Raw genomic sequence first — 18,730 nt, forward strand, 5'->3', positions numbered from 1 at the left:
TCCCGCTGCCCGGCGGTGTACTCCATTCGGTCCTGTTTGCTCGTCGGGTCGAACGGATTTCGATGACGGGTTATCTTTTCCGTCTGGGCCGGGTCGATCGTCCGGTTCGGCGGTAGTGGTCGACGGCCGAGGCAGCTATGGCGCGCTGCGTCTGGAACACTCGATCGTCGGAAAGGTTCTTTGCTGATGTTCCGTCGTTTCACGACCAACGCGCCCACGGGTGCGCCGCCGGTGGATGACCTGGTGGCCGGTGCGCTGCCGGACCGGGTGCAGATCGCGCATGAGCGGTTGGCCCACCAGGACGATCCGGCGCTGCTGGAAGCATTGTCGGAGCGTGAGCTCGCCGCCTCCCGCGAGTTGGCCGAGCTCGTGCGCGACTACGAACGCCACGAGAAGCGGGCGCGTATCCAGGCGGCCGCCGATGCCGCGGAGCGCGTGCGGCGCACGGCCGCCGAGTTGGCCGAACGCGAGGCCGCCGATCTGCTGCGGGCCGCGCAGGCGATCGGTGAACAGCGCCACAGCAGCAGCCCGCACGCGAAAGTCGCTCGCCTGCACCAGCGCAAGCCGCGGGTGCTGGGACTGCTCGCCGGTGTGGTCGCGTTCTCGATGCTGTTCTCCGCGGTCACCGTGCAGCAGAACATCGCGCCGACCGGCGGCGCGACGAATCCGATGTTCTGGCTGTCGTACGGCCTGGAAGCCTTGATCAGCGCGGTACTCGTCGCGCTGATGCTGTCCACCGGGGATACCGCCGAGTGGGGGGTGATCGATCGGCTGTGGCAGGTCTACACCGTCGAGGGCGTCTTGCTGACGGCGAGTATCGCGCTGAACACGTTCCCGTACTTCCGGACGGGCGACATGGCCGGGATCGGTATCCACGCGATCGCACCGATCATGATCGGTGTCGCGCTCGTCACCCACCGGCTCGTCGCAGAGCGATACGGCCGCGCGATCGAGCAAGCGACCGCCGCCGTGCCCGATCACGAAGATCTCCAGGAACGACTGGCGGCGCTCACCCAGGTCGGCGGAGCCGGAAACCAGATCCTGCCCAGCATTCTCATGGAGCCCGCGGCGACTGTTCAGCAACCCGCCGCTGCACCACAGCCGGTGTCGGCTCCAGAGGGCGCGGTTGTCGCGGGACCGTGCCCCGACGCTACGCAGCAGGAACAAGGCTCTCCGGTCGCAGCGGGGCAGCCCGCCGAGAGTTCACCGCCCGCTCCCGCTCCGGAACTCACGGAGCTGTGGCTGGCCACGACGCCGTTTCCCGCGATCGAACGGTCTCCCGTCGCGGAGGGCGGTTCGGAAGCGCCTGTCGAGGCCACCGCGGACGAAGCCGTGCTGGACGCGCGATTGGCAGCGGCGGTGCGTCAGACGCTCAACCGGATTCGATTCAGCAAGCCCGGCGAGCAACCGGTGGAGGATCCCGCCGCTGCCGCACCCGAACCGAACGCCGCGGAAACCGCGGAGACGGCCGACGAGCACGGCGTGCCAGGGGAGACCGCGGAGGCGTCGTTCGCCGACGATGTGGCGGAGGCGGTTACGGCGCGCGGGGCCGATGGGGAGCACGACTCGGAGACTGCCGAGACGCACCCCGAATCGAATGTCCGTGCGCTGGAGCCGCTCGACGCGGGCGTGGTCCAGCACTACGCACCCGGTGCGGACGACATGGATCGCCCGGCGCGGATGGAACCGGTCACCTCGGTCGTGGCGGCGAACGGATCACCGATCGCGCACGACGCCGACGACATGTCCGCCGCGACAGCGCCGCGCGCGATCAGCGAACCTCAGCTGACTACCCGGTAGTCCGGCGTCCCGCGCTTGTTTCCCGGTCGACCCGAGGGCGAAATGGACGTAGCGTCGAATTCGTGAAAGTTCCCGCACACCTGCCCACAACCGCGGGCGACCTGCGTTCGGCCGGCTACCTGCCGCGTGGCGTGAAGACCGAGATCCGCGAGAACCTGCTCGCGCTGCTGAGTTCCGGCGGCGATCCATGGCCCGGCATCGTCGGGTTCGACCGGACGGTGGTGCCGCAGCTGGAACGCGCGCTGCTGGCGGGGCACGACGTCGTGCTGCTCGGTGAGCGCGGCCAGGGCAAGACTCGGCTGCTGCGGTCCCTGGTCGGCTTGCTGGACGAATGGACGCCCGTGATCGCAGGGGCCGAGCTGGGCGAACACCCGCTCGACCCGATCAGCCCAGTCGGTCGGCGGCTGGCCGCGGAACTCGGCGACGACCTGCCCGTCGCGTGGCGGCATCGCTCGGAGCGGTACGCCGAGAAGCTCGCCACGCCCGACACCTCCGTCGGCGACCTGATCGGTGATGTCGACCCGGTCAAGGTGGCCGAGGGGCGCAGTCTCGGTGATCCCGAGACGATTCACTTCGGTCTCGTCCCGCGCGCGCATCGCGGCATCGTGGCGATCAACGAGCTGCCCGATCTCGCCGAACGCATCCAGGTCGCGCTGCTGAACGTGATGGAGGAACGCGATATCCAGGTCCGCGGCTATACGCTGCGCCTGCCGCTGGACGTATTGCTCGTGGCCACCGCCAACCCGGAGGACTACACGAACCGCGGACGCATCATCACACCGCTGAAGGACCGTTTCGGTGCGGAGATCCGCACCCACTATCCGCTCAGCGTCGAGGCCGAGGTGGCGCTGGTGCGCCAGGAGGCCGAACTGGTGGCCGAGGTGGGCGATCCGCTGATCGAGGTGCTCGCCCGGTTCGTGCGGCAGCTGCGCGAGTCGTCCGCGATCGACCAGCGCTCGGGGGTGTCCGCGCGCTTCGCCGTGGCCGCGGCCGAGACGGTGGCGGCGGCGGCGCTGCGCAGGTCGGCGGTGACGGGGGAGAGTCCCGCGGTGGCGCGGCCCGTCGACCTCGAGTCCGTCCCCGCGGTGTTGCGCGGCAAGCTCGAGTTCGAATCCGGTGAGGAGGGGCGTGAGCAGGAACATCTCACCCACCTGCTGCGCCGCTCGTTCTCCGAGACGGCGCGGGCGTTGCTGGGCGGCCTGAACCTGCGGCCACTGGCCGAGGCGGTCGGCGACGGACATCTGGTCACCACCGGCGAACGCGTCCCCGGGGAGGAAGTGCTCTCGGCCCTGCCCGAACTGCCCGTGCTGCACGAAGTCGCCGAGCGGCTCGGCGTCGACGCGGCCGATCCGCCGCCGCGGATCGCCTCGGCCGTCGAGTTCGCCCTGGAGGCGCTGTACCTGGCCCGTCAGATCGCGAAAGACTCCGACGACGGCTTGGCGGTGTACGGCCGATGACCGCCGTCGTTCCCGGCGGGGCGTCGTGACGACCCCCGATCGCTACTCCTACGGCCCCTATCACGAGGGGCCCGATCCGTTGGCGCCCCCGCTGGACCTGCGGGAGGCGCTGGACCGGATCGGTCGCGACGTCATGGAGGGCAGTTCCCCGCGCAACGCCCTGCAAGAGTTGTTGCGGCGCGGCACCCGCACCATGCCGGGGCTGGAGGAGCTGACGCGCCGGTTGTGGCAGCGCCGCGCGGAGATCGCCAGGAGCCACCGGCTGGACGGCACGCTGCAACAGGTCCGGGAACTGCTGGAAGAGGCGTTGGAAGCCGAGCGCGGCGCCCTGTTCCCCGACCCGTCCGACGACGCCAGGTTCGCCGAAGCGCAGCTGGACGCACTGCCGTCGAGCACGGCCGCCGCCGTCACCGAACTCGCCGAGTATCCCTGGCGGTCGGAGACCGGCCGCGACAACTATCAGAAGATCCGTGACCTGCTCGGCCGCGAGCTGCTGGAATCGCGCTTCCAGGGCATGAAACAGGCTTTGCGGAACACCACTCCACAGGACGTGGAGCGGGTCCGGCGGATGATGGCCGACCTGAACGACCTGCTCGCCGCCCACGCCAGGGGTGAGGACACCGAGCAGCGGTTCGCCGAGTTCATGGCCGAGCACGGCGAATTCTTCCCGGAGAATCCGCGCGACACCGAGGAACTGATCGACGCGCTCGCCGCCCGCGCCGCCGCCGCGCAGCGCATGATGAACTCGATGTCCGAGCAGCAGCGCGCGGAGCTGTCCGAGCTGATCGGCCAGGCGTTCGGCGACCCGGGGATCGCCCAGCAGGTCTCCGCGCTGGACGCGCATCTGCGGGCGTTGCGTCCCGGAGAGGACTGGAACTCCGGTCGGAGGTTCCGCGGCGACGACCCGCTCGGCCTCGGCGAAGGCGCGCAGGCCCTGCAAGATCTCGCCGAACTCGACGCGCTCGCCGAGCAACTCGGCCAGTCCTATGCCGGTGCGCGCTTGGAGGACATCGACCTGGACGCGCTGGCCCGCCACCTCGGTGCGGACGCGAGCGTGGATGCCGCCCGGCTGGCCGACCTGGAGCGCGAATTGCGCGGGCAAGGCATCTTCGAGCGAACGCAGGACGGCTCACTGCGACTGACGCCCAAGGCTTTGCGCCGGCTCGGCGAGGTGGCGCTGCGTGACGTCATCGGACGCTTGCGATCCCGTCGCGGTGAGCGGGACACGGCCCTGGCGGGCGCCGCGGGTGAGCCGACCGGAGGTTCCCGGGCCTGGCGGTTCGGCGACACCGAGCCGTGGGACGTGTCGCGAACCATCCGCAATGCCGTGCTGCGCTCGGCGTCGACCGGCAAACGCGGCGTGCGGCTGGACGTCTCCGATGTCGAGATCATGGAGACCGAGCAGCGGTCCAGGGCCGCCGTCGCGCTGTGCGTGGACACGTCCTGGTCGATGGTGCAGGACGGGAGATGGGTGCCGATGAAGCGCACCGCCTTGGCGCTGCACCACTTGATCGCCACCAGGTTCCGCTCCGACGCACTGAGCGTGATCACCTTCGGCAGGCACGCGACGACCGTGGACATCGGCGAACTGACCGCGCTGGAAGGCGTCTGGGAGCAGGGCACCAATCTGCACCACGCGCTGCTGCTCGCCGCGGGGCACCTGCGCAGGCATCCGGACGCGGTGCCGATCGTGCTCGTCGTCACCGACGGCGAGCCGACCGCTCATCTGGAGCCGGACGGCCAGACGTACTTCAATTGGCCACCCGCGCAGCGCACGCTGGCCGTGACGATGGCTCAGGTCGACGCCTTGGCCAAGCTGGGTGCGTCGGTGACGGTGTTCATGCTCGGGGAGGACCCGCGCCTTGCCGCGTTCGTCGACCTGATGGCCCGCCGCAGCGGTGGGCGCGTGGTGATGCCGGATCTGGACGGTCTCGGCGCCGCCGTGGTGAGCGATTACCTGCGCGGCAAGGCGTAAGGCGCGACCAACGCTGCGGACAGGGAGGGTGACCGGCCCTACCTCACCGCAGGCTGATTTCGTCCGGTGTAGCCCGCCCGGTGCTTCGAGCGGGTGTATCGCCGATCTTGTAATTGCTGCGAGATGACTGCTTGCTGCGCCGGTCTTCCCGGCATGGCATGCCTCCGTGCGCGCCCCACGGCGGCGGAGGCGTGCGGTTTCGGTGATGCCTGCGTGTGCGTGCACAGTCGCAGGCGTGTCGCGTATGTGGCACCGGAGCAGTCGAGCGGCCGTATCGAGGATTTATTGTGGCCGGGTCGGCGTGTCGAGATCGAAAACCGACGGGTATTGAATACCAATAGGTATTGAATACCGAAAGGTATTTATTCCGGCTGCCAGGGAAAATGTTTTTTACCGGAAATTTCTCCCCGATTTGCTGTACATCGTGCGGTGTGCGTGTGTAGCGTCTGGAAACCGTAAACCCCTCACATGACAAGTGGTGGCGCGTGATCGGTATCGACGGTTGTCTGAAACGCATCATGGATATTCCCGGTGCGCGCAGTGTGACATTGGTGGACGGCGCGAGCGGTCTGGCGATCGCCGCGGACGGCAGGCACGAGGTGCTGGACGAGCACGAAGATGCCGCTGCCACAACGGATGTGGTGCGCGCGGTGCTCGCCTGCCCGGCATTGTCGAGCGGCGGCGACGGCGACGACGTCACCGAGATCATCGTCTGCGCAACCCGCGGATACCACCTGCTGAACCTGGTGAACGGCGACTTCGACGGACGGCTTTTCGTCCACGTGCTGTTCGACGAGGACACCGGGAATCTCGCGATGGCGCGATATCAGCTGCGCGGAATTCTCGATGAATTGGCCGAGGGCACCGATGAGTCCTGAACTCGCGGTCGAATTACGGCGGTTGGAGCAGGAAGGACGTACGGGCGTGTTGCGCGCGGGCGACGGTGCGTTTCATCTCGCCGAAGGCGCGATCGTTTCCGCCGATTGCCGCCGCACCACGGGGCTGGACCGGCTGGTCGTCGAGGCGGGCGTGGCGACCGCCGAGGACTGGCGGCGCGCGGGGGCGGGTGATCCCGGCCGTGTGCTGGGGCGGCCGCGGCTGGAAACCCTCGCCATGCTGTCGGTTTTCGATGCCGCCTACTTCTTGCTGGCCTCGCCCGCCGTCCCGGAGTTCCGTCCGGCCCCACCGCACTGGCTGGCCCCGGTCTGCCACATCGCGCCACGGGCTCTCGTGCAGGAGTGCGCGCGGCGCGGCGATCCGGGGTCCGGGCCGTGGCCCGCGGACCTGGTCGATCGGGTCCCGGTCGTGCCGGTGCGCCGGGTGCGGCGGCGCCGTCTGGTGCTCACCGGGGGGCAGGCCGAGGTGCTGGCCGCCGCGGACGCGCGGCGCAGTGTCGCGGGGATCGGCCGCGAACTGGGCCGCACCACCTATGGATGTCTGGTCGCGGTGCGGGATCTGACCGCGGCGGGGCTGATCGAGCCGCCCGCCGGAACGTCCGTCCCGGTGGCGGCCCGGCGGGTCGCACCCGAACCGGTGACCGACGAGCCCGTGGCGGTCGCAGCCGTGAGCGCCGAGCCGGGCCGGCTTCCGAGACGCCGTGGGCGGCACTCGGCGCCGGTCCCCGTCGCGGAGCGTTCGGAACCGCCGGACCGGGACCTGCTCGTCCGCCTGCAAGCGGCTTTGGAGGAGCTCGCGTGACCGCGCGGAAGAAACTGCTCGGCAATGTGATGGGAAGGTTGACCAAGGTGGCGATGTCCGGACCCGAACCGAACGCGGCGGTGCTGCTGGAGCTGAAGGCCCTGCGCGATCGCGTCCCTCGGCTGACCGGCGCGCTCGTGGCGTCCAACGACGGGCTGCTCGTCGCCCACGATCTACCCGCGCAGATCGAGCCGAACGGGATGGCGGCGATGGCGGCCTCGCAGCTGTCGCTGTCGCACCGGCTGGCCACCACCGCGCACGGCGGCGGGTTCAGCGAGGTGGTGGTGCACGGCACGAGCGGGCACGTGGTCATCTACGCGGCGGGCTGGACGTCGCTGACCGTCCTGGCCGCGCCCGAGGTGAACATCGGCAGGCTGCATCTGGAGTCCCGCCCTGCGGCACGGGCGATCGCCGACTTGCTGACGCCGGTGGCGACCGACGCACGAAGCGAACAGACAACGAAAACCCACTGAAAGGAATTCTTATGTCCACTATGGATCTGGCCCTCAAAGACATGATGGTGATCGACGGCGCGATCGGCGCCGCCGTGGTCGACTACAACAGCGGTATGGCGCTGGGCATGCTCGGCAGTTCCAAGTCCCTGGATCTCCAGGTCGCGGGCGCGGGCAACACCGAGGTGGTGCGCGCCAAGTTGCGGACCATGGACCAGCTGGGGCTCAAGGAGGACATCGAGGACATCCTCATCACGCTGTCCGGGCAGTACCACATCATCCGGCCGATGACCGGCCGCAAGTCCAAGGGCCTGTTCCTCTACCTGGCGCTGGACCGGGGCCGGGCGAATCTGGCGTTGGCCAGGCACCGCCTGAGGGGCATCGAGGAGGACCTGGAAGTCTGATCGGCGCTCGCCGATTTGACCTGAAGCGTGGTTCAGGTCCGACGCTGTTCTGTGCAACGCACGCGTCGAAGGGAACCACCATGTCCGACCACCCGATTCAGCTCGCCGTGATCGTCGGCAGCACCCGTACGGGCCGCTTCGGCCCGACCGTCGCCACCTGGTTCGCCGAACACGCCGACCGGCGCGACGACGTCGCCGTCGACGTTGTCGATCTGGCCGAAACACCCTTGCCGCAACAGCTTTCCCACCATCCCGGCCCCGAGGCGGCGCGGGCGCTGGCAGCGGTGGGGCCCCGGCTGGCCGCGGCGGACGCTTTCGTCGTGGTGACACCCGAGTACAACCACAGCTATCCGGCGTCGGTCAAGAACGCCATCGATTGGCACTACACCGAATGGCGGGCCAAGCCGGTGGGATTCGTCTCCTACGGCGGGATCTCCGGCGGCTTGCGCGCGGTCGAGCACCTCAGGCATGTGTTCGCCGAACTGCACGCGGTCACCGTGCGCGACACGGTGAGCTTCCACGATGCGGGCAGGCGGTTCGACTCCGCGGGGCAGCCGGCCGATCCGGAGATGCCGGTGTCAGCCGCCGATCAACTGCTCGGCCAGCTGGTCTGGTGGGGGCGTGCGCTGCGGTCGGCCCGAGCCGAACATCCCTATATCGCTTGACGTTCGACACTTCGGTTCGCTCCGCCGGGCTGTGCTCGGTAAGTGACCGTTCGTCACGCGAGGTCGGACGGGCGTGGCCACGGATTGTGCTCTTTGTCCTCGACCGACTGGTTGAAGCGCGCGATGAGCTTGCTGAGTTGATCGATGTCGGCCTCGGTCCAGTCGGCCACCACGGCGCCGATACCTTGGCGGCTCTGCACGCGGTCGGAGGCCAATGACTCCAGCCCTTTCGGGCTGGCGCGGATCTTGCGGGCGATGCCCCCGTCGGGGTCTGGCACCCGGTCGACCAACCCTTGCCTGAGCATCGCCGCGACCTGCCGGTTGATCGTGGAGATATCCAACCGGAACGCTTCGGCCAGCTCGCGCAGACTCAGCGGATGGTCCAGTTCCAGCCTGGTCAAGATCAGATACGCCGAGCGGTCGAGCTGGAAGCCGGGGCGCCGTAGCAGTGCGGCGGGAAAGTGCCTGGACAGTAGCGAGAGCTCGAAGGCGAGGCGGCTCAGCGCTGCGTCGTCGCCGGGACCGGAATCGGACATGCCCCACTATGTCGCGAGGATCACGTCGATACCAAATTGTGCAGCATACACACCATATGTACCGTACATACGTGACAGTAACCGCCGACGCGTCTTCGACCGTCTCTGATTCCAGCGGCCGGCGTCCCGCGCCGGCCTTGCTCATCGCGACGCTCGGCATGGTCGGTGTTGTCGTCTCGCTCATGCAGACGCTGGTCATCCCGATCATTCCGGCACTGCCCACGCTGCTGAACACCTCCGCGTCCAACGCCTCCTGGGTCGTCACCGCCACGCTGCTCGCGGGCGCGGTGGCGACGCCGATCAGCGGCCGTCTCGGCGACATGTTCGGCAAGCGCCGCATCCTGTTCGCCAATCTGCTTCTGCTGGTTGCCGGTTCGGTGGTCTGCGCCTCGTTCTCCACGCTGCTGCCCGAGATCGTCGGCCGCTCGCTGCAAGGTGCGGCGGTCGGCGCCATTCCGCTGGGCATCAGCATCATGCGGGACGAATTGCCCGCCGAGCGGGTGGGTTCCGCGATGGCGATCATGAGCGCCACGCTCGGTGTCGGCGGCGCGATCGGGCTGCCGGTCGCGGCGGCCATCGCGCAGAACGCGAACTGGCACGTGCTGTTCTGGACTTCCGCGGCGCTCGGCGTCGTCTGCGCCGTAGTGGTTTTCGTGTTGGTGCCGGAGTCGCCGGTGCGCACACCCGCCCGATTCGACTTCGGCGGTGCGATCGGGTTGTCGGCGGCGCTGCTCGCGCTGCTGATCGCGATTACCAAGGGCGCGGACTGGGGTTGGGCCAGCGCCCCGATCCTGATCCTGTTCGCGGTATCTCTGGTGGTGTTCCTCGGCTGGGGCGCTTTCGAACTGCGGCAGCGTTCACCACTGGTGGACCTGCGGGTCTCGGCGCGGCCGCGAGTGCTGTTCACCAACGCGGCCTCGATCGCCGTCGGCTTCGCGCTCTACGGCATGTCGCTGACCTTCCCGCAGCTGCTGATGGCGCCGGAGCGGACCGGATACGGCTTCGGGCTGTCCATGATCAGCGCCGGGTTGGCGCTGGCGCCCACCGGTTTCGTGATGATGCTGCTGTCGCCGGTGTCGGCGCGGCTGTCGGCGAGCCGCGGCCCCAAGGTCACTCTCGCGCTCGGATCGGCGGTGATCGCGGTCGGGTACCTGTGCGCGGTGGTGTTGATGAACAGCGTCTGGGAGATCATGCTCGCCGCGGTGATCGTCGCGGGCGGCGTCGGCCTGGCCTACGCGGCGATGCCCGCGCTGATCATGGGCGCGGTGCCGATCACCGAGACCGCGGCGGCCAACGGCCTCAACTCGCTGATGCGCTCGATCGGCACCTCGACGTCCGCGGCGGTGATGAGCGTGGTGCTGGCGCACATGACCATGCAGCTGGGCCCGCACGTGCTGCCCTCGCGCGACGGGTTCCACACCACCTTCCTCATCGCGATGGTGGCGGCCCTGGTCGCGATCGGCCTGACCGCATTGATCCCGATGCGGAAGACCGCCGACGCGGCTACCACCATCGGGCATTCCTGACGACTGTGGTTCCGGTGTACCGGTCCCGGGTTCGGCGGGGTCGGTACCCGGGTTCGTGACCACGGGCCCAGCGGGAGCGGCTGCGCGCGAGTGGCGACTCCGGCAGTAATCCTGCGGGCTGCTAGCGGGGCACCGGTGCGGCCCCCGGCTCACCTGCCGACGGCTTCGTTCGTGCTTGTGAGGGGTTCTCCCACTTCCTCGGTGAGCGAGGGTGTTGGGTTGGCGCGCGAATCCTCCTGTGCCGTGGCAGCGCTTGTCGGTCGAGTGCCGATCAGTTCACATCAGGAGTCGGCGACGGCCTCGGTATACCGGCGACCGAGGGTACGGATGTGGGCGACCAGCTCCGGCGGCCCGTCGACGCGGAAATCCATCATCAGCATGGACAGGTAGATCGCGATGGTCTCCAGCGCGTCCGCGCCGGTGTAGAGCACACAGGTGTCCGCGTCCACGGCCTCGACCACGCCGACGGCGGGATTGATGCGAGCGATGACCGTCTCGGCGGGCGCGAGCACGGTGACCCGTGCCTGCACTTTCCATCCGGTGGTCGCGACGTGCCGCATGACGAAGGCAACCAGATCGTCATCCGGAAGCGAGCGTGCGGCGAAGCGGCGGGAACCGCCCTCGGCGCGGCTGATCCGGGCCACCGGAATCGCGCGCCACGTGTGGTCTTCCAGGCTGTAGGCGACCAGATACCAGCGGCGCTGCCAGTTGATCAGCCGGTACGGCTCCACCTCGATAGACGCTTCGGTCCCGGCTTCGGCGATCCGGACCGTCGCGCCGTCGCGGATGGCCCCGGCCAGGGTGGTGAGCACGGCGGCGGGTACCGGCGCGTCCGGCTCGCGCGATCCGGTCGTGGCCGGGCCGATCGCCGTCGCGTCACGCAACGCGGAAACTTTGCGCTGCAAGCGTTTCGGCAGGATCTGATCCAGTTTGCCCAGTGCTTTGGTGACGTGCGCGGCGATGTCCGCGATGCCGGTGGAGCCGTCCTCGGCGAGTCCGACCGCGACGGCGACGGCCACCGCTTCGTCGTCGTCCAGCAGCAGAGGCGGCATGGTCGCGCCGCGGCCGAGCCGGTAGCCGCCGATGGCGCCGCGTTCGGCGTGCACCGGGTAGCCCAGCTCGCGCAGGCGCTGGATGTCGTGCCGCAGGGTGCGATCAGTGACGCCGAGACGCTCGGCCAGTTCGCGTCCGGTGTGCGCGCGGTCCTGAAGCAACGCGAGCAACCGCAGCAGTCGCGGAGTGGTCGAGGCCACATTTTCCTCCGGGATCAATTAGGAACAAAAATAGCCTAATGCCCGCATAGGCTTATGTCAGCACCGAAAAACGACCGAAGGGCTCCGACATGAACGCCACCACCACCGCCGCCACGACTCTGCGCCCCGTCTGGCGCGGCGTGCTCGCCGATTCCTACCGCGCACTGGAGAGCGTCGTCGCCGGTGTGCGGGCGGATCAGTGGCATCTGCCGACCCCGTGCTCGGAATGGGATGTGACGCAGGTCGTCCAGCACGCAGCCGGTGACCAGCTGGCGTTCGCCAAGTTCCTCGGCATCGGCGACGGTCCGGCCTACAACCCGTTCGAGCCGTCCGGCGCGGTCGACGGTGCTCCCGCGGAGTTGGTGCGCGGGGCGATCGAGCAGACCGCCCTCGCCTGGAGCACCGTGGACGACGCCACCGAGACGGTGCCGACGCCGCTGCCGCACGGCGCGCTCGCCACTCCGGTGGCCGCGGTGATGTGCGCGCTGGACGCCGCGGTCCACGCCTGGGACATCGCGATCGCGACCGGCCAGGCGTCGCCGTTGACCGACGAGCTCGCCACCCACCTGCTCGCCGCCGCCCGGGCCGGCCACCCGGCGCCCGGCAGCGGCGAGACGGCGGAGATCGTCGAACCGCTGCGCCAGTGGGGGGCCTATGCCGCGATCGTCGACGGTTCGTCCGGCGACGCCGTCGGTGATCTGCTGCGGTACCTGGGGCGCGAGCCGCGCTGAGCGTCGCGGCGGCTCCGGCCGGGCCTGATGCTCACACGCCGACTACGTGCGGGCAACCAGGCTCGGCCCTTCGAATTCGTATCGCGCTCGAGAACGGGTAGTCGGGGCCGGAGTGTTCGGGGTCGGCCGCGGTGGGCCGGTTCAGGCGCATCGGTGGCGGGCCCGCGACCTACAGGCTGTTCGGTGGGGCGGCTGGGGGAACCGACAGCTGTAGCGCCGACCGCGCCGCTCGCGGCGAGCGTTTGGACGAACTCCGCGGACGAGGGGCCGGAGTGGACGGCGACCGGCACCCGTTCGGTCCGAGGTGGTCCATTTCGATCGAATCGCCTCGAGGCGTTGGCCCGGCTGCCTGGAAGCGGCGCATGTCGCCTGTGAGCCGCGAACGTGTATGACAGCGTCTGCACGCGTGTTCTACGCGGTCCTGCCCAAACGCCTTTGCAGTGGCTGGTTCTCGCTTCAACGCGCGGTGACGAACCCCTGGGCGACCATCCAGTCCCGGGCCACCTCCGCGGGTTCGCGCCCGTCCACGTCGACCTGACGGTTGAGTTCGGTGATGGTCTCGTTGGTGAGGCGCTGCGAGATCGGCGTCATGATCTCGGCCACCTCTGGATGCGCGTCGGCGAAACTCTCGCGCATCACCAGCGCGGCGTTGTACTTCGGGAAGAATCCGCGATCGTCCTGTAGCAGGACCAGATTCAATGCCGGGATGCGCCCGTCGGTGGCGGCGACCGAGCCGAAACGGCACTGTCTGCCGTCTGCGGTCGCCTGGTAGACCACCGCGTCCTGCACGATCTGCTTGCGCACCTTGCCCGCGTCGATCTCGTACTTGCGGACGAGGCCGGGGAATCCGTCCTGGCGGACGTTGAATTCGGTGCCGACGCAGATGGCCGCGGCGGCCGGATCGGCGGCGGCCAGCGCGGCGTAGTCCGACAGCGTGCGCACGCCGGTCTCCTGCGCGGTCCGCGCGCTCATCACCAGCGCGTAGGTGTTGTTCATCGGCGCCATCGCGGTCCACACCATGCCGTGCGCGGCCAGGTCGGCGTCCCGCACCGCCTCGAACTGGCCGATCTCGTCGGGCACCGGCTTCTCGTTGCCGAGGTAGTTGATCCAGCCGGTGCCGGTGTATTCGTAGGCGATGTCGATCTGCCCGTGCAGCTGGGCGTCGCGCACGCTGTTGGAGCCCTGGATGTTGGTCAGGTCGCGGACCTCGGCGCCGGCCGCGGTCAGGGCGAACTCGATGAGATACCCGAGGATGTTCTGTTCGGTGAAATCTTTGGAGCCCACCGTGACCGGCACCCCGTCTAGTGCGGGACTCGGGCGGATGCTGCCCGGCCCCACCCGCAGCGGCACCGCGCCGCCGGATTGCAGCCCGCAGGCGGCCACCAGCGCCAATCCGAGCCCCAGAGCGAGCGCGCGCCACACCCGCGTCATTTCAGCCCCCTGGGCCCGAGGAATTCTTCGGCGAGCGCGCCGAGCCAATCCACCAGCAGGGCCAGCGCCACCGCGAGCACCGCGCCGACCACCAGGGTGACGTTGTCGCGCAGTTTGTAGCCGGTGTCGATCAGAATGCCGAGCCCGCCCGCGCTCACCAGGAACGACAGCGTCGCGGTGCCGACTGCGAGCACCAGCGAGGTGCGCAACCCGGCCAGGATGTAGGGCACCGCGAGCGGGAACTCGATGCGGCGCAGCACCGTCACGGCCGACATCCCCTGCCCGCGGCCCGCATCGATGAGCGTCCGGTCCACCTGCTGGTAGCCCAGGATGGTGTTGCGCAGCACCGGAAGCAGCGAGTAGAACGCGATCGGCGCCACGCCGATCCAGAAGCCGGTGGTCCGGGTGGCCAGATAGAACAGCACGATCAGCCCGATGGCGGGAGCGGCCGCGCCGATGTTCGCGATGCCAACGAAGATCGGTGTGAGGCGCCGGAATCCCGGTCTCGTGAGCAGGGTGCCCAGCGGGACGGCCACCGCGAGCACGATCAGCACCACGGTCCCGGTGATCAGCACGTGCTGCCAGGTGACGGTCGCGACGTTGCCCGCGTTCAGGCTCGCTCGCTGCGTGACGGTGAGCTCGCGGGCGAACGCCCACACCAGCACACCGGCGGTGAGCACGAGCACGAGCACGGGCTGCACCAGCAAACGGATGCGCTCGGCCCTGCGCTGGGCGGCGGGTGACGCGATGGCGGTGGTCATGGCGCCCCGTCCCGCGCGGCGCCGTCCGCTCCGTGTTCGGCGCGCAGGGCCGACAGATGGCCGATCAGCGTGTCGATGGTGATCAGGCCGACGTACTCGCCGCGCGGTCCGGTCACCACCGCGGTCGCGTTCTGCTGCGTCAGCAGGGCTTCCAGCGCGTCCTGCAGCGTCGATTTCAGCGACAATGTTCCCGGCACCGGTGATCCGAGGCCGCGCAGCGAGTCGGCGTGCGCCAGGTGCTCGGCCGAGACCCAGCGGAGTGGACGGCCCTGACCGTCCAGCACCAGCGCCCACGGCCGGTGCCGGTCCGTGACGGCGGTACGTAGCGTGCCGGCCGGGTCCTCCTCCGTGGCGGTGGGGCAGTCGCCGAGTTCGACGTCCCCGACCCGGGTCAATGTGAGTTGTTTCAGCGAGGCGTCCGCGCCGACGAAGCCGGCCACCGTCTCGTCGGCGGGGTCGGCCAGGATCGCCGCAGGCGTGTCGTATTGCAGGATCCGGGACTTGTCGCCGAGCACGGCGATGCGATCGCCGAGCTTGACCGCCTCGGTGAAATCGTGGGTGACGAAGACGATCGTCTTGCCGAGTTCGCCTTGCAGGCGCAGCAGCTCGTTCTGCAACGAGCCGCGGGTGATCGGATCGACCGCGCCGAACGGCTCGTCCATCAGCAGCACGGGCGGGTCGGCCGCCAGCGCCCTGGCCACACCGACGCGCTGCTGCTGGCCGCCGGACAACCGGCGGGGATAGCGGTCGCGGAAGGTGTCCGGGTCGAGGCCGACCAGTTCCAGCATCTCGTCGACCCGTGCCGCGATGCGCCGCCGGTCCCAGCCGATCAGGCCCGGCACGGTCGCGACGTTCTTCGCGACGGTCAGATGCGGGAACAATCCCGCCTGCTGGATCGAATATCCGATGCCGCGGCGCAAGCGGTCGGGATGGATCGTGGCCGCGTCGCGCCCATCGATCGTGATGGTGCCCGAGGTGGGCTCGATCAACCGGTTGATCATCCGCATGGTGGTGGTCTTGCCGCAACCGGACGGTCCCACCAGGACCACGATCTCACCGGCCGGGATGGTGAGCGAGACGCTGTCCACGGCCGGATCACGCTGCCCCGGATAGTGTTTGGTCACCGAATGCAGCACGATCTCGACGCCGGAGACGACGGATCTCGCGGAGCCGTCGCGGGTTTCGGTCTCAGTCACGGATTCCCCTCGAGGTGGTGAGCCGTCCGATCAGGACGTAGATCGCGTCGAGTGCGAGAGCGAGCACGACGACGAGGAGCGTGCCGACCAAGGCCTGCGGCACCGCGTTCGGGCTGCCCAGCCGCGCGAGACCGGAGAAGATCAGGTTGCCGAGCCCGGGGCCCTTGGCGTATGCGGCGAGGGCGAGAATTCCCATGATCAGTTGCGTGCTCACCCGCATTCCGGTCAGGATTGCCGGCCAGGCCAGCGGCAATTCGATCCTGGCGAGCACCAGGAGCCGGTTCATCCCGACCCCGCGGGCCGCATCGGTCACGGCCGGGTCCACCGAGGCGAGCCCGATGATGGTGTTGCGCAGAATCGGCAGCAGTGCGTACACCACGAGCGCGGTGATCGTCGGCGCGACACCCAGGCCCAGGATCGGGATCAGCAGGCCCAGCAGCGCGAACGACGGAACGGTGAGCACCGCGCCCGCCAGCGCGGAGGCGATCGAGGAGCCGAACGGGCTGCGATAGACCAGCACCCCGATCAGCACCGAGACCACCGTGGCCAGCAGCACCGATTGCACCACTGCCGAGACGTGCAGGTAGGAGTCGACCAGCAACTGATGCCGCCGGTGCACGATGAATGTCCACAGCGTGTCCAGGGCGGTACCTCCCCATCGGCCGGCCTCTCGGGAGACTAGCGCGGTTTCGCCGGTGCCGTACGCGATTTCGGCTCGTACGGGTTGCCTCCGGCTCGGTCACCGAGAACCGGACGGATGGCGCCGGGAACCGTCGCGCCCCTTCGCGCGTCGAATTCCATAGGCTCGACAACAGCATCACACAAATGAACGGGGGAGCGATGGCGCAGCGGCCAGGATGGCGATCAGGGCGGTGGATCGCGCTCGCATTGGTGGTGCTCGGTGTGGTCGGCGCCGGGATCACCGGGGCCCTCTGGTGGCAGGACCGCGCCGACCGCCGAGCGGTCGTCGGCGAGCGTCTCACCGAGTTCCCCGCGCTGGACCGTTCGGCGCTGGACGCCACCCAGGCCGGGATCGTCGCGATCGCCGAGCGCGAGTTCGCCGATCCGGGCGAGGGCACGAAATACGCGGAAGGCGTCGAGGAGGCGTGGTGCGCCGATTTCGTCAGCTGGGTGCTGCGCGCGGCGGGTGTGGCTCTGGCCAACCCCAATTCGGGCTCCTGGCGAATTCCGGGTGTCTACACGTTGCAGGAGTACTACGAGAGCGTCGGCCGGTTCGAACCGATCGGCTCGGGCTATCGACCGCGGACCGGTGATGTGCTGCTGTACCGGGAGTCCAGTCCGTTCGGGCAGCACACGAACATCGTCCTGCGGGCCGACGGCGGACAGGTGACCACGATCGGTGGCAACGAGTACGGCGGGATCCGGATCCACCGCTTCACGCTGGACGACGTGACGGGAGTGGTCGGTCTCGGGCGATTGTGAAGATCACTCCCGCGGAGCGGAATCTGTCCGATATGCGGGTGAAACGGCGCGCCGGATGGTCCTACGATGGAGACGGCGGCGCCCGGCAGCGCCGCCGCCGGTCCCCGCCCTGCTTCCCCCTCATCGGCAGGACGGGGATCCCGGGCTGCTGAGCGCGTTCCGGGGCGGGGCAAGATCGGTCGCGTACCGTGTCGGGTGTCCATCGAGAGGTGAGGGTTCCGGAACTACTGATGCATCCGACCGACGAATCGAGTAGTGCGCCAGCCTGGATCGACTACGCCGAGTTCGGCGAGCGTTTCGTGGCGCACGCCGTGAACGCCGCTCGCATCGAATCCGCCATCTCCGGTATGACGGGCCGCGGCTTGACCATCGGCCCGGTCTCGATCGGCCCGGCCGGACTCGCGGGTTTCGTCGCCGAGGGCAAGGTCGGGGCCCCGCGCGTCCTGCACAGCGGGCCCCCGGTGACCTTCGCCGTGACCGTCCCGGTGTCGCTCACCCTCAAAGTGCTGCTCGGTGGCCGGAAAATGCGGCTGGAGGCCAGGGTCGAGATCGATCTGACGCTGCACGCCCGCACCGCCGAGCCCGTGCTCATCGTCATCGACATACCGCGGATCACCCAGCGTGACATCAGCTTCGTCCTGCGCGCCCAAGCGGTGGACTCGGCGTGGGAATGGCTGCTCGACCCCATCGCGGGGGTGGTGCAGCGGGAGGTCGCGTCCCGGGTGAACGCCATGCTGGCCGATCCGCAGACCCGCCGGAACCTGGTGTTCGACGTGGAGGCCATGGTGGCCGGCAAACGCTCGCCGCACCGGGACCGCATCGCGTTCGACTGGATCGGTTACGACGAGTTCGGGCATCGGTTCTTCTCCCGCATCGTGACGCGCGAACGGGTCTCCGACGTGGTCGAACGGTTGGCGGGCAGGCCGATCGAAGTCGGGCCGCTGCGGACGGGGCCGCGAGCCAGTGCCGTCGTGACCGTCCGCGGAGCGGTCCGCATGCCGCGGCTGGCGGACCGGTCGGCGGATCCGGTCGCGTTCGACCTGACGCTGCCGGTAAGCCTGGACATCACGGTGGACGTGTTGAAAGCCAATCGCTATCGCGCCGACGTCGAGGTGCCGTTGGCGCTCACCGCCCGCGCCGCCGACCCCTTGCGCGTGGTGATCGACGTGCCGCCGCCGGACCCTGCCGACATCCGGATGGAGTTCGCCGCGCAAGGTGCGCGGGCCGCCGCCCTCGGTGCGCTCGCCGGGATAAAGAAACAGGTCGTCGCACAGGTGGCGGCGGTGATCCGCAGAGAACTGGCCGATCCCGCGATGCGCACCATCGACGTCGCCGCGCGAATCGATGGCGTCGCCTGACCCGATCACCTGCGGCCGGTGTGGCGAATGTGAAACCTGTTTCT

General features: G+C 69.2%; 18 protein-coding genes. 12 read left to right on the forward strand and 6 right to left on the reverse strand.

Annotated features, from left to right (window positions below; translation table 11 throughout):
• The first annotated feature begins 186 nt into the window (after positions 1-186).
• The 8 genes from ABZ803_RS12690 (at position 187) to ABZ803_RS12725 (ending at position 8,451) form a co-directional block, all read left to right on the forward strand.
• Entirely contained in the window at positions 187-1,800 is a 1,614-nt protein-coding gene (locus ABZ803_RS12690; protein ID WP_357036160.1) for a hypothetical protein, read from the forward strand.
• Positions 1,801-1,862: 62 nt separating this feature from the next.
• Positions 1,863-3,257 carry an ATP-binding protein gene (locus ABZ803_RS12695; RefSeq protein ID WP_357036163.1) on the forward strand — a complete coding sequence of 465 codons (1,395 nt, stop codon included), beginning with the start codon at positions 1,863-1,865 and terminating at the stop codon, positions 3,255-3,257.
• Positions 3,258-3,282: 25 nt separating this feature from the next.
• Positions 3,283-5,232 carry a VWA domain-containing protein gene (locus ABZ803_RS12700; RefSeq protein WP_357036166.1) on the forward strand — a complete coding sequence of 650 codons (1,950 nt, stop codon included), beginning with the start codon at positions 3,283-3,285 and terminating at the stop codon, positions 5,230-5,232.
• Positions 5,233-5,750: 518 nt separating this feature from the next.
• Entirely contained in the window at positions 5,751-6,110 is a 360-nt protein-coding gene (locus ABZ803_RS12705) for a hypothetical protein (RefSeq protein WP_357036169.1), read from the forward strand.
• Positions 6,100-6,930, forward strand: coding sequence for a hypothetical protein (locus ABZ803_RS12710; protein ID WP_357036172.1), 831 nt, complete (start codon positions 6,100-6,102; stop codon positions 6,928-6,930). The genes ABZ803_RS12705 and ABZ803_RS12710 overlap by 11 nt, the downstream gene beginning before the upstream one ends.
• Complete coding sequence (locus tag ABZ803_RS12715; protein ID WP_245549078.1) at positions 6,927-7,403, forward strand: roadblock/LC7 domain-containing protein; 477 nt, start codon at positions 6,927-6,929, stop codon at positions 7,401-7,403. Before ABZ803_RS12710 ends, ABZ803_RS12715 begins: the two co-directional genes overlap by 4 nt.
• An 11-nt stretch (positions 7,404-7,414) precedes the next feature.
• Positions 7,415-7,786, forward strand: coding sequence for a hypothetical protein (locus tag ABZ803_RS12720; protein WP_357036175.1), 372 nt, complete (start codon positions 7,415-7,417; stop codon positions 7,784-7,786).
• Positions 7,787-7,866: 80 nt separating this feature from the next.
• A complete protein-coding gene (locus ABZ803_RS12725) occupies positions 7,867-8,451 on the forward strand; it encodes an NAD(P)H-dependent oxidoreductase (protein WP_357036178.1) in 585 nt (194 codons plus the stop codon).
• A gap of 53 nt (positions 8,452-8,504) precedes the next feature.
• Here ABZ803_RS12725 and ABZ803_RS12730 read toward each other — a convergent pair whose 3' ends face one another.
• Positions 8,505-8,987, reverse strand: coding sequence for a MarR family winged helix-turn-helix transcriptional regulator (locus ABZ803_RS12730; RefSeq protein ID WP_062974522.1), 483 nt, complete (start codon positions 8,985-8,987; stop codon positions 8,505-8,507).
• A gap of 71 nt (positions 8,988-9,058) precedes the next feature.
• Here ABZ803_RS12730 and ABZ803_RS12735 point away from each other — a divergent pair, with 71 nt between their 5' ends.
• Complete coding sequence (locus ABZ803_RS12735; protein WP_357036181.1) at positions 9,059-10,513, forward strand: MFS transporter; 1,455 nt, start codon at positions 9,059-9,061, stop codon at positions 10,511-10,513.
• Between the two features lie 281 nt (positions 10,514-10,794).
• On the opposite strand, the gene ABZ803_RS12740 is transcribed toward ABZ803_RS12735, so the two are convergent.
• Complete coding sequence (locus ABZ803_RS12740) at positions 10,795-11,766, reverse strand: WYL domain-containing protein (protein WP_357036184.1); 972 nt, start codon at positions 11,764-11,766, stop codon at positions 10,795-10,797.
• Between the two features lie 89 nt (positions 11,767-11,855).
• On the opposite strand from ABZ803_RS12740, the gene ABZ803_RS12745 reads away from it, so the two are divergent.
• Entirely contained in the window at positions 11,856-12,497 is a 642-nt protein-coding gene (locus ABZ803_RS12745) for a TIGR03086 family metal-binding protein (RefSeq protein ID WP_357036187.1), read from the forward strand.
• 456 nt (positions 12,498-12,953) lie between these two features.
• Here ABZ803_RS12745 and ABZ803_RS12750 read toward each other — a convergent pair whose 3' ends face one another.
• From ABZ803_RS12750 to ABZ803_RS12765, 4 genes are read right to left on the reverse strand one after another with little or no spacing between them, the layout of a single operon-like run.
• Entirely contained in the window at positions 12,954-13,928 is a 975-nt protein-coding gene (locus tag ABZ803_RS12750; protein WP_357036190.1) for a glycine betaine ABC transporter substrate-binding protein, read from the reverse strand.
• Positions 13,925-14,689 carry an ABC transporter permease subunit gene (locus ABZ803_RS12755; RefSeq protein ID WP_357036193.1) on the reverse strand — a complete coding sequence of 255 codons (765 nt, stop codon included), beginning with the start codon at positions 14,687-14,689 and terminating at the stop codon, positions 13,925-13,927. The genes ABZ803_RS12750 and ABZ803_RS12755 overlap by 4 nt, the downstream gene beginning before the upstream one ends.
• Positions 14,686-15,885, reverse strand: coding sequence for an ABC transporter ATP-binding protein (locus tag ABZ803_RS12760; RefSeq protein WP_357036196.1), 1,200 nt, complete (start codon positions 15,883-15,885; stop codon positions 14,686-14,688). The genes ABZ803_RS12755 and ABZ803_RS12760 overlap by 4 nt, the downstream gene beginning before the upstream one ends.
• Complete coding sequence (locus ABZ803_RS12765; RefSeq protein ID WP_357036372.1) at positions 15,878-16,528, reverse strand: ABC transporter permease subunit; 651 nt, start codon at positions 16,526-16,528, stop codon at positions 15,878-15,880. The genes ABZ803_RS12760 and ABZ803_RS12765 overlap by 8 nt, the downstream gene beginning before the upstream one ends.
• A gap of 182 nt (positions 16,529-16,710) precedes the next feature.
• Between ABZ803_RS12765 and ABZ803_RS12770 the strand changes: the two genes are divergently transcribed.
• Positions 16,711-17,328 (forward strand): CHAP domain-containing protein, encoded by a 618-nt coding sequence (locus ABZ803_RS12770; protein ID WP_357036199.1) that lies wholly within the window; start codon positions 16,711-16,713, stop codon positions 17,326-17,328.
• Positions 17,329-17,558: 230 nt separating this feature from the next.
• On the forward strand, positions 17,559-18,686 hold the full coding sequence (locus tag ABZ803_RS12775; protein WP_357036202.1) for a hypothetical protein: 1,128 nt from the start codon (positions 17,559-17,561) through the stop codon (positions 18,684-18,686).
• Positions 18,687-18,730 lie beyond the last annotated feature (44 nt).

The organism is Nocardia sp. NPDC047648, assembly GCF_040642815.1.
Taxonomy (GTDB): Bacteria; Actinomycetota; Actinomycetes; order Mycobacteriales; family Mycobacteriaceae; genus Nocardia; species Nocardia gamkensis.

Excerpts from the sequence above, each read along its gene's own strand:
- ABZ803_RS12690 (WP_357036160.1), top strand. The coding sequence starts at position 187 with ATGTTCCGTCGTTTCACGACCAACGCGCCCACGGGTGCGCCGCCGGTG.
- ABZ803_RS12705 (WP_357036169.1), top strand. The coding sequence starts at position 5,751 with ATGGATATTCCCGGTGCGCGCAGTGTGACATTGGTGGACGGCGCGAGC.
- ABZ803_RS12710 (WP_357036172.1), top strand. The coding sequence starts at position 6,100 with ATGAGTCCTGAACTCGCGGTCGAATTACGGCGGTTGGAGCAGGAAGGA.
- ABZ803_RS12720 (WP_357036175.1), top strand. The coding sequence starts at position 7,415 with ATGTCCACTATGGATCTGGCCCTCAAAGACATGATGGTGATCGACGGC.
- ABZ803_RS12725 (WP_357036178.1), top strand. The coding sequence starts at position 7,867 with ATGTCCGACCACCCGATTCAGCTCGCCGTGATCGTCGGCAGCACCCGT.
- ABZ803_RS12730 (WP_062974522.1), bottom strand. The coding sequence starts at position 8,987 with ATGTCCGATTCCGGTCCCGGCGACGACGCAGCGCTGAGCCGCCTCGCC.
- ABZ803_RS12745 (WP_357036187.1), top strand. The coding sequence starts at position 11,856 with ATGAACGCCACCACCACCGCCGCCACGACTCTGCGCCCCGTCTGGCGC.
- ABZ803_RS12750 (WP_357036190.1), bottom strand. The coding sequence starts at position 13,928 with ATGACGCGGGTGTGGCGCGCGCTCGCTCTGGGGCTCGGATTGGCGCTG.
- ABZ803_RS12755 (WP_357036193.1), bottom strand. The coding sequence starts at position 14,689 with ATGACCACCGCCATCGCGTCACCCGCCGCCCAGCGCAGGGCCGAGCGC.
- ABZ803_RS12770 (WP_357036199.1), top strand. The coding sequence starts at position 16,711 with ATGAACGGGGGAGCGATGGCGCAGCGGCCAGGATGGCGATCAGGGCGG.
- ABZ803_RS12775 (WP_357036202.1), top strand. The coding sequence starts at position 17,559 with ATGCATCCGACCGACGAATCGAGTAGTGCGCCAGCCTGGATCGACTAC.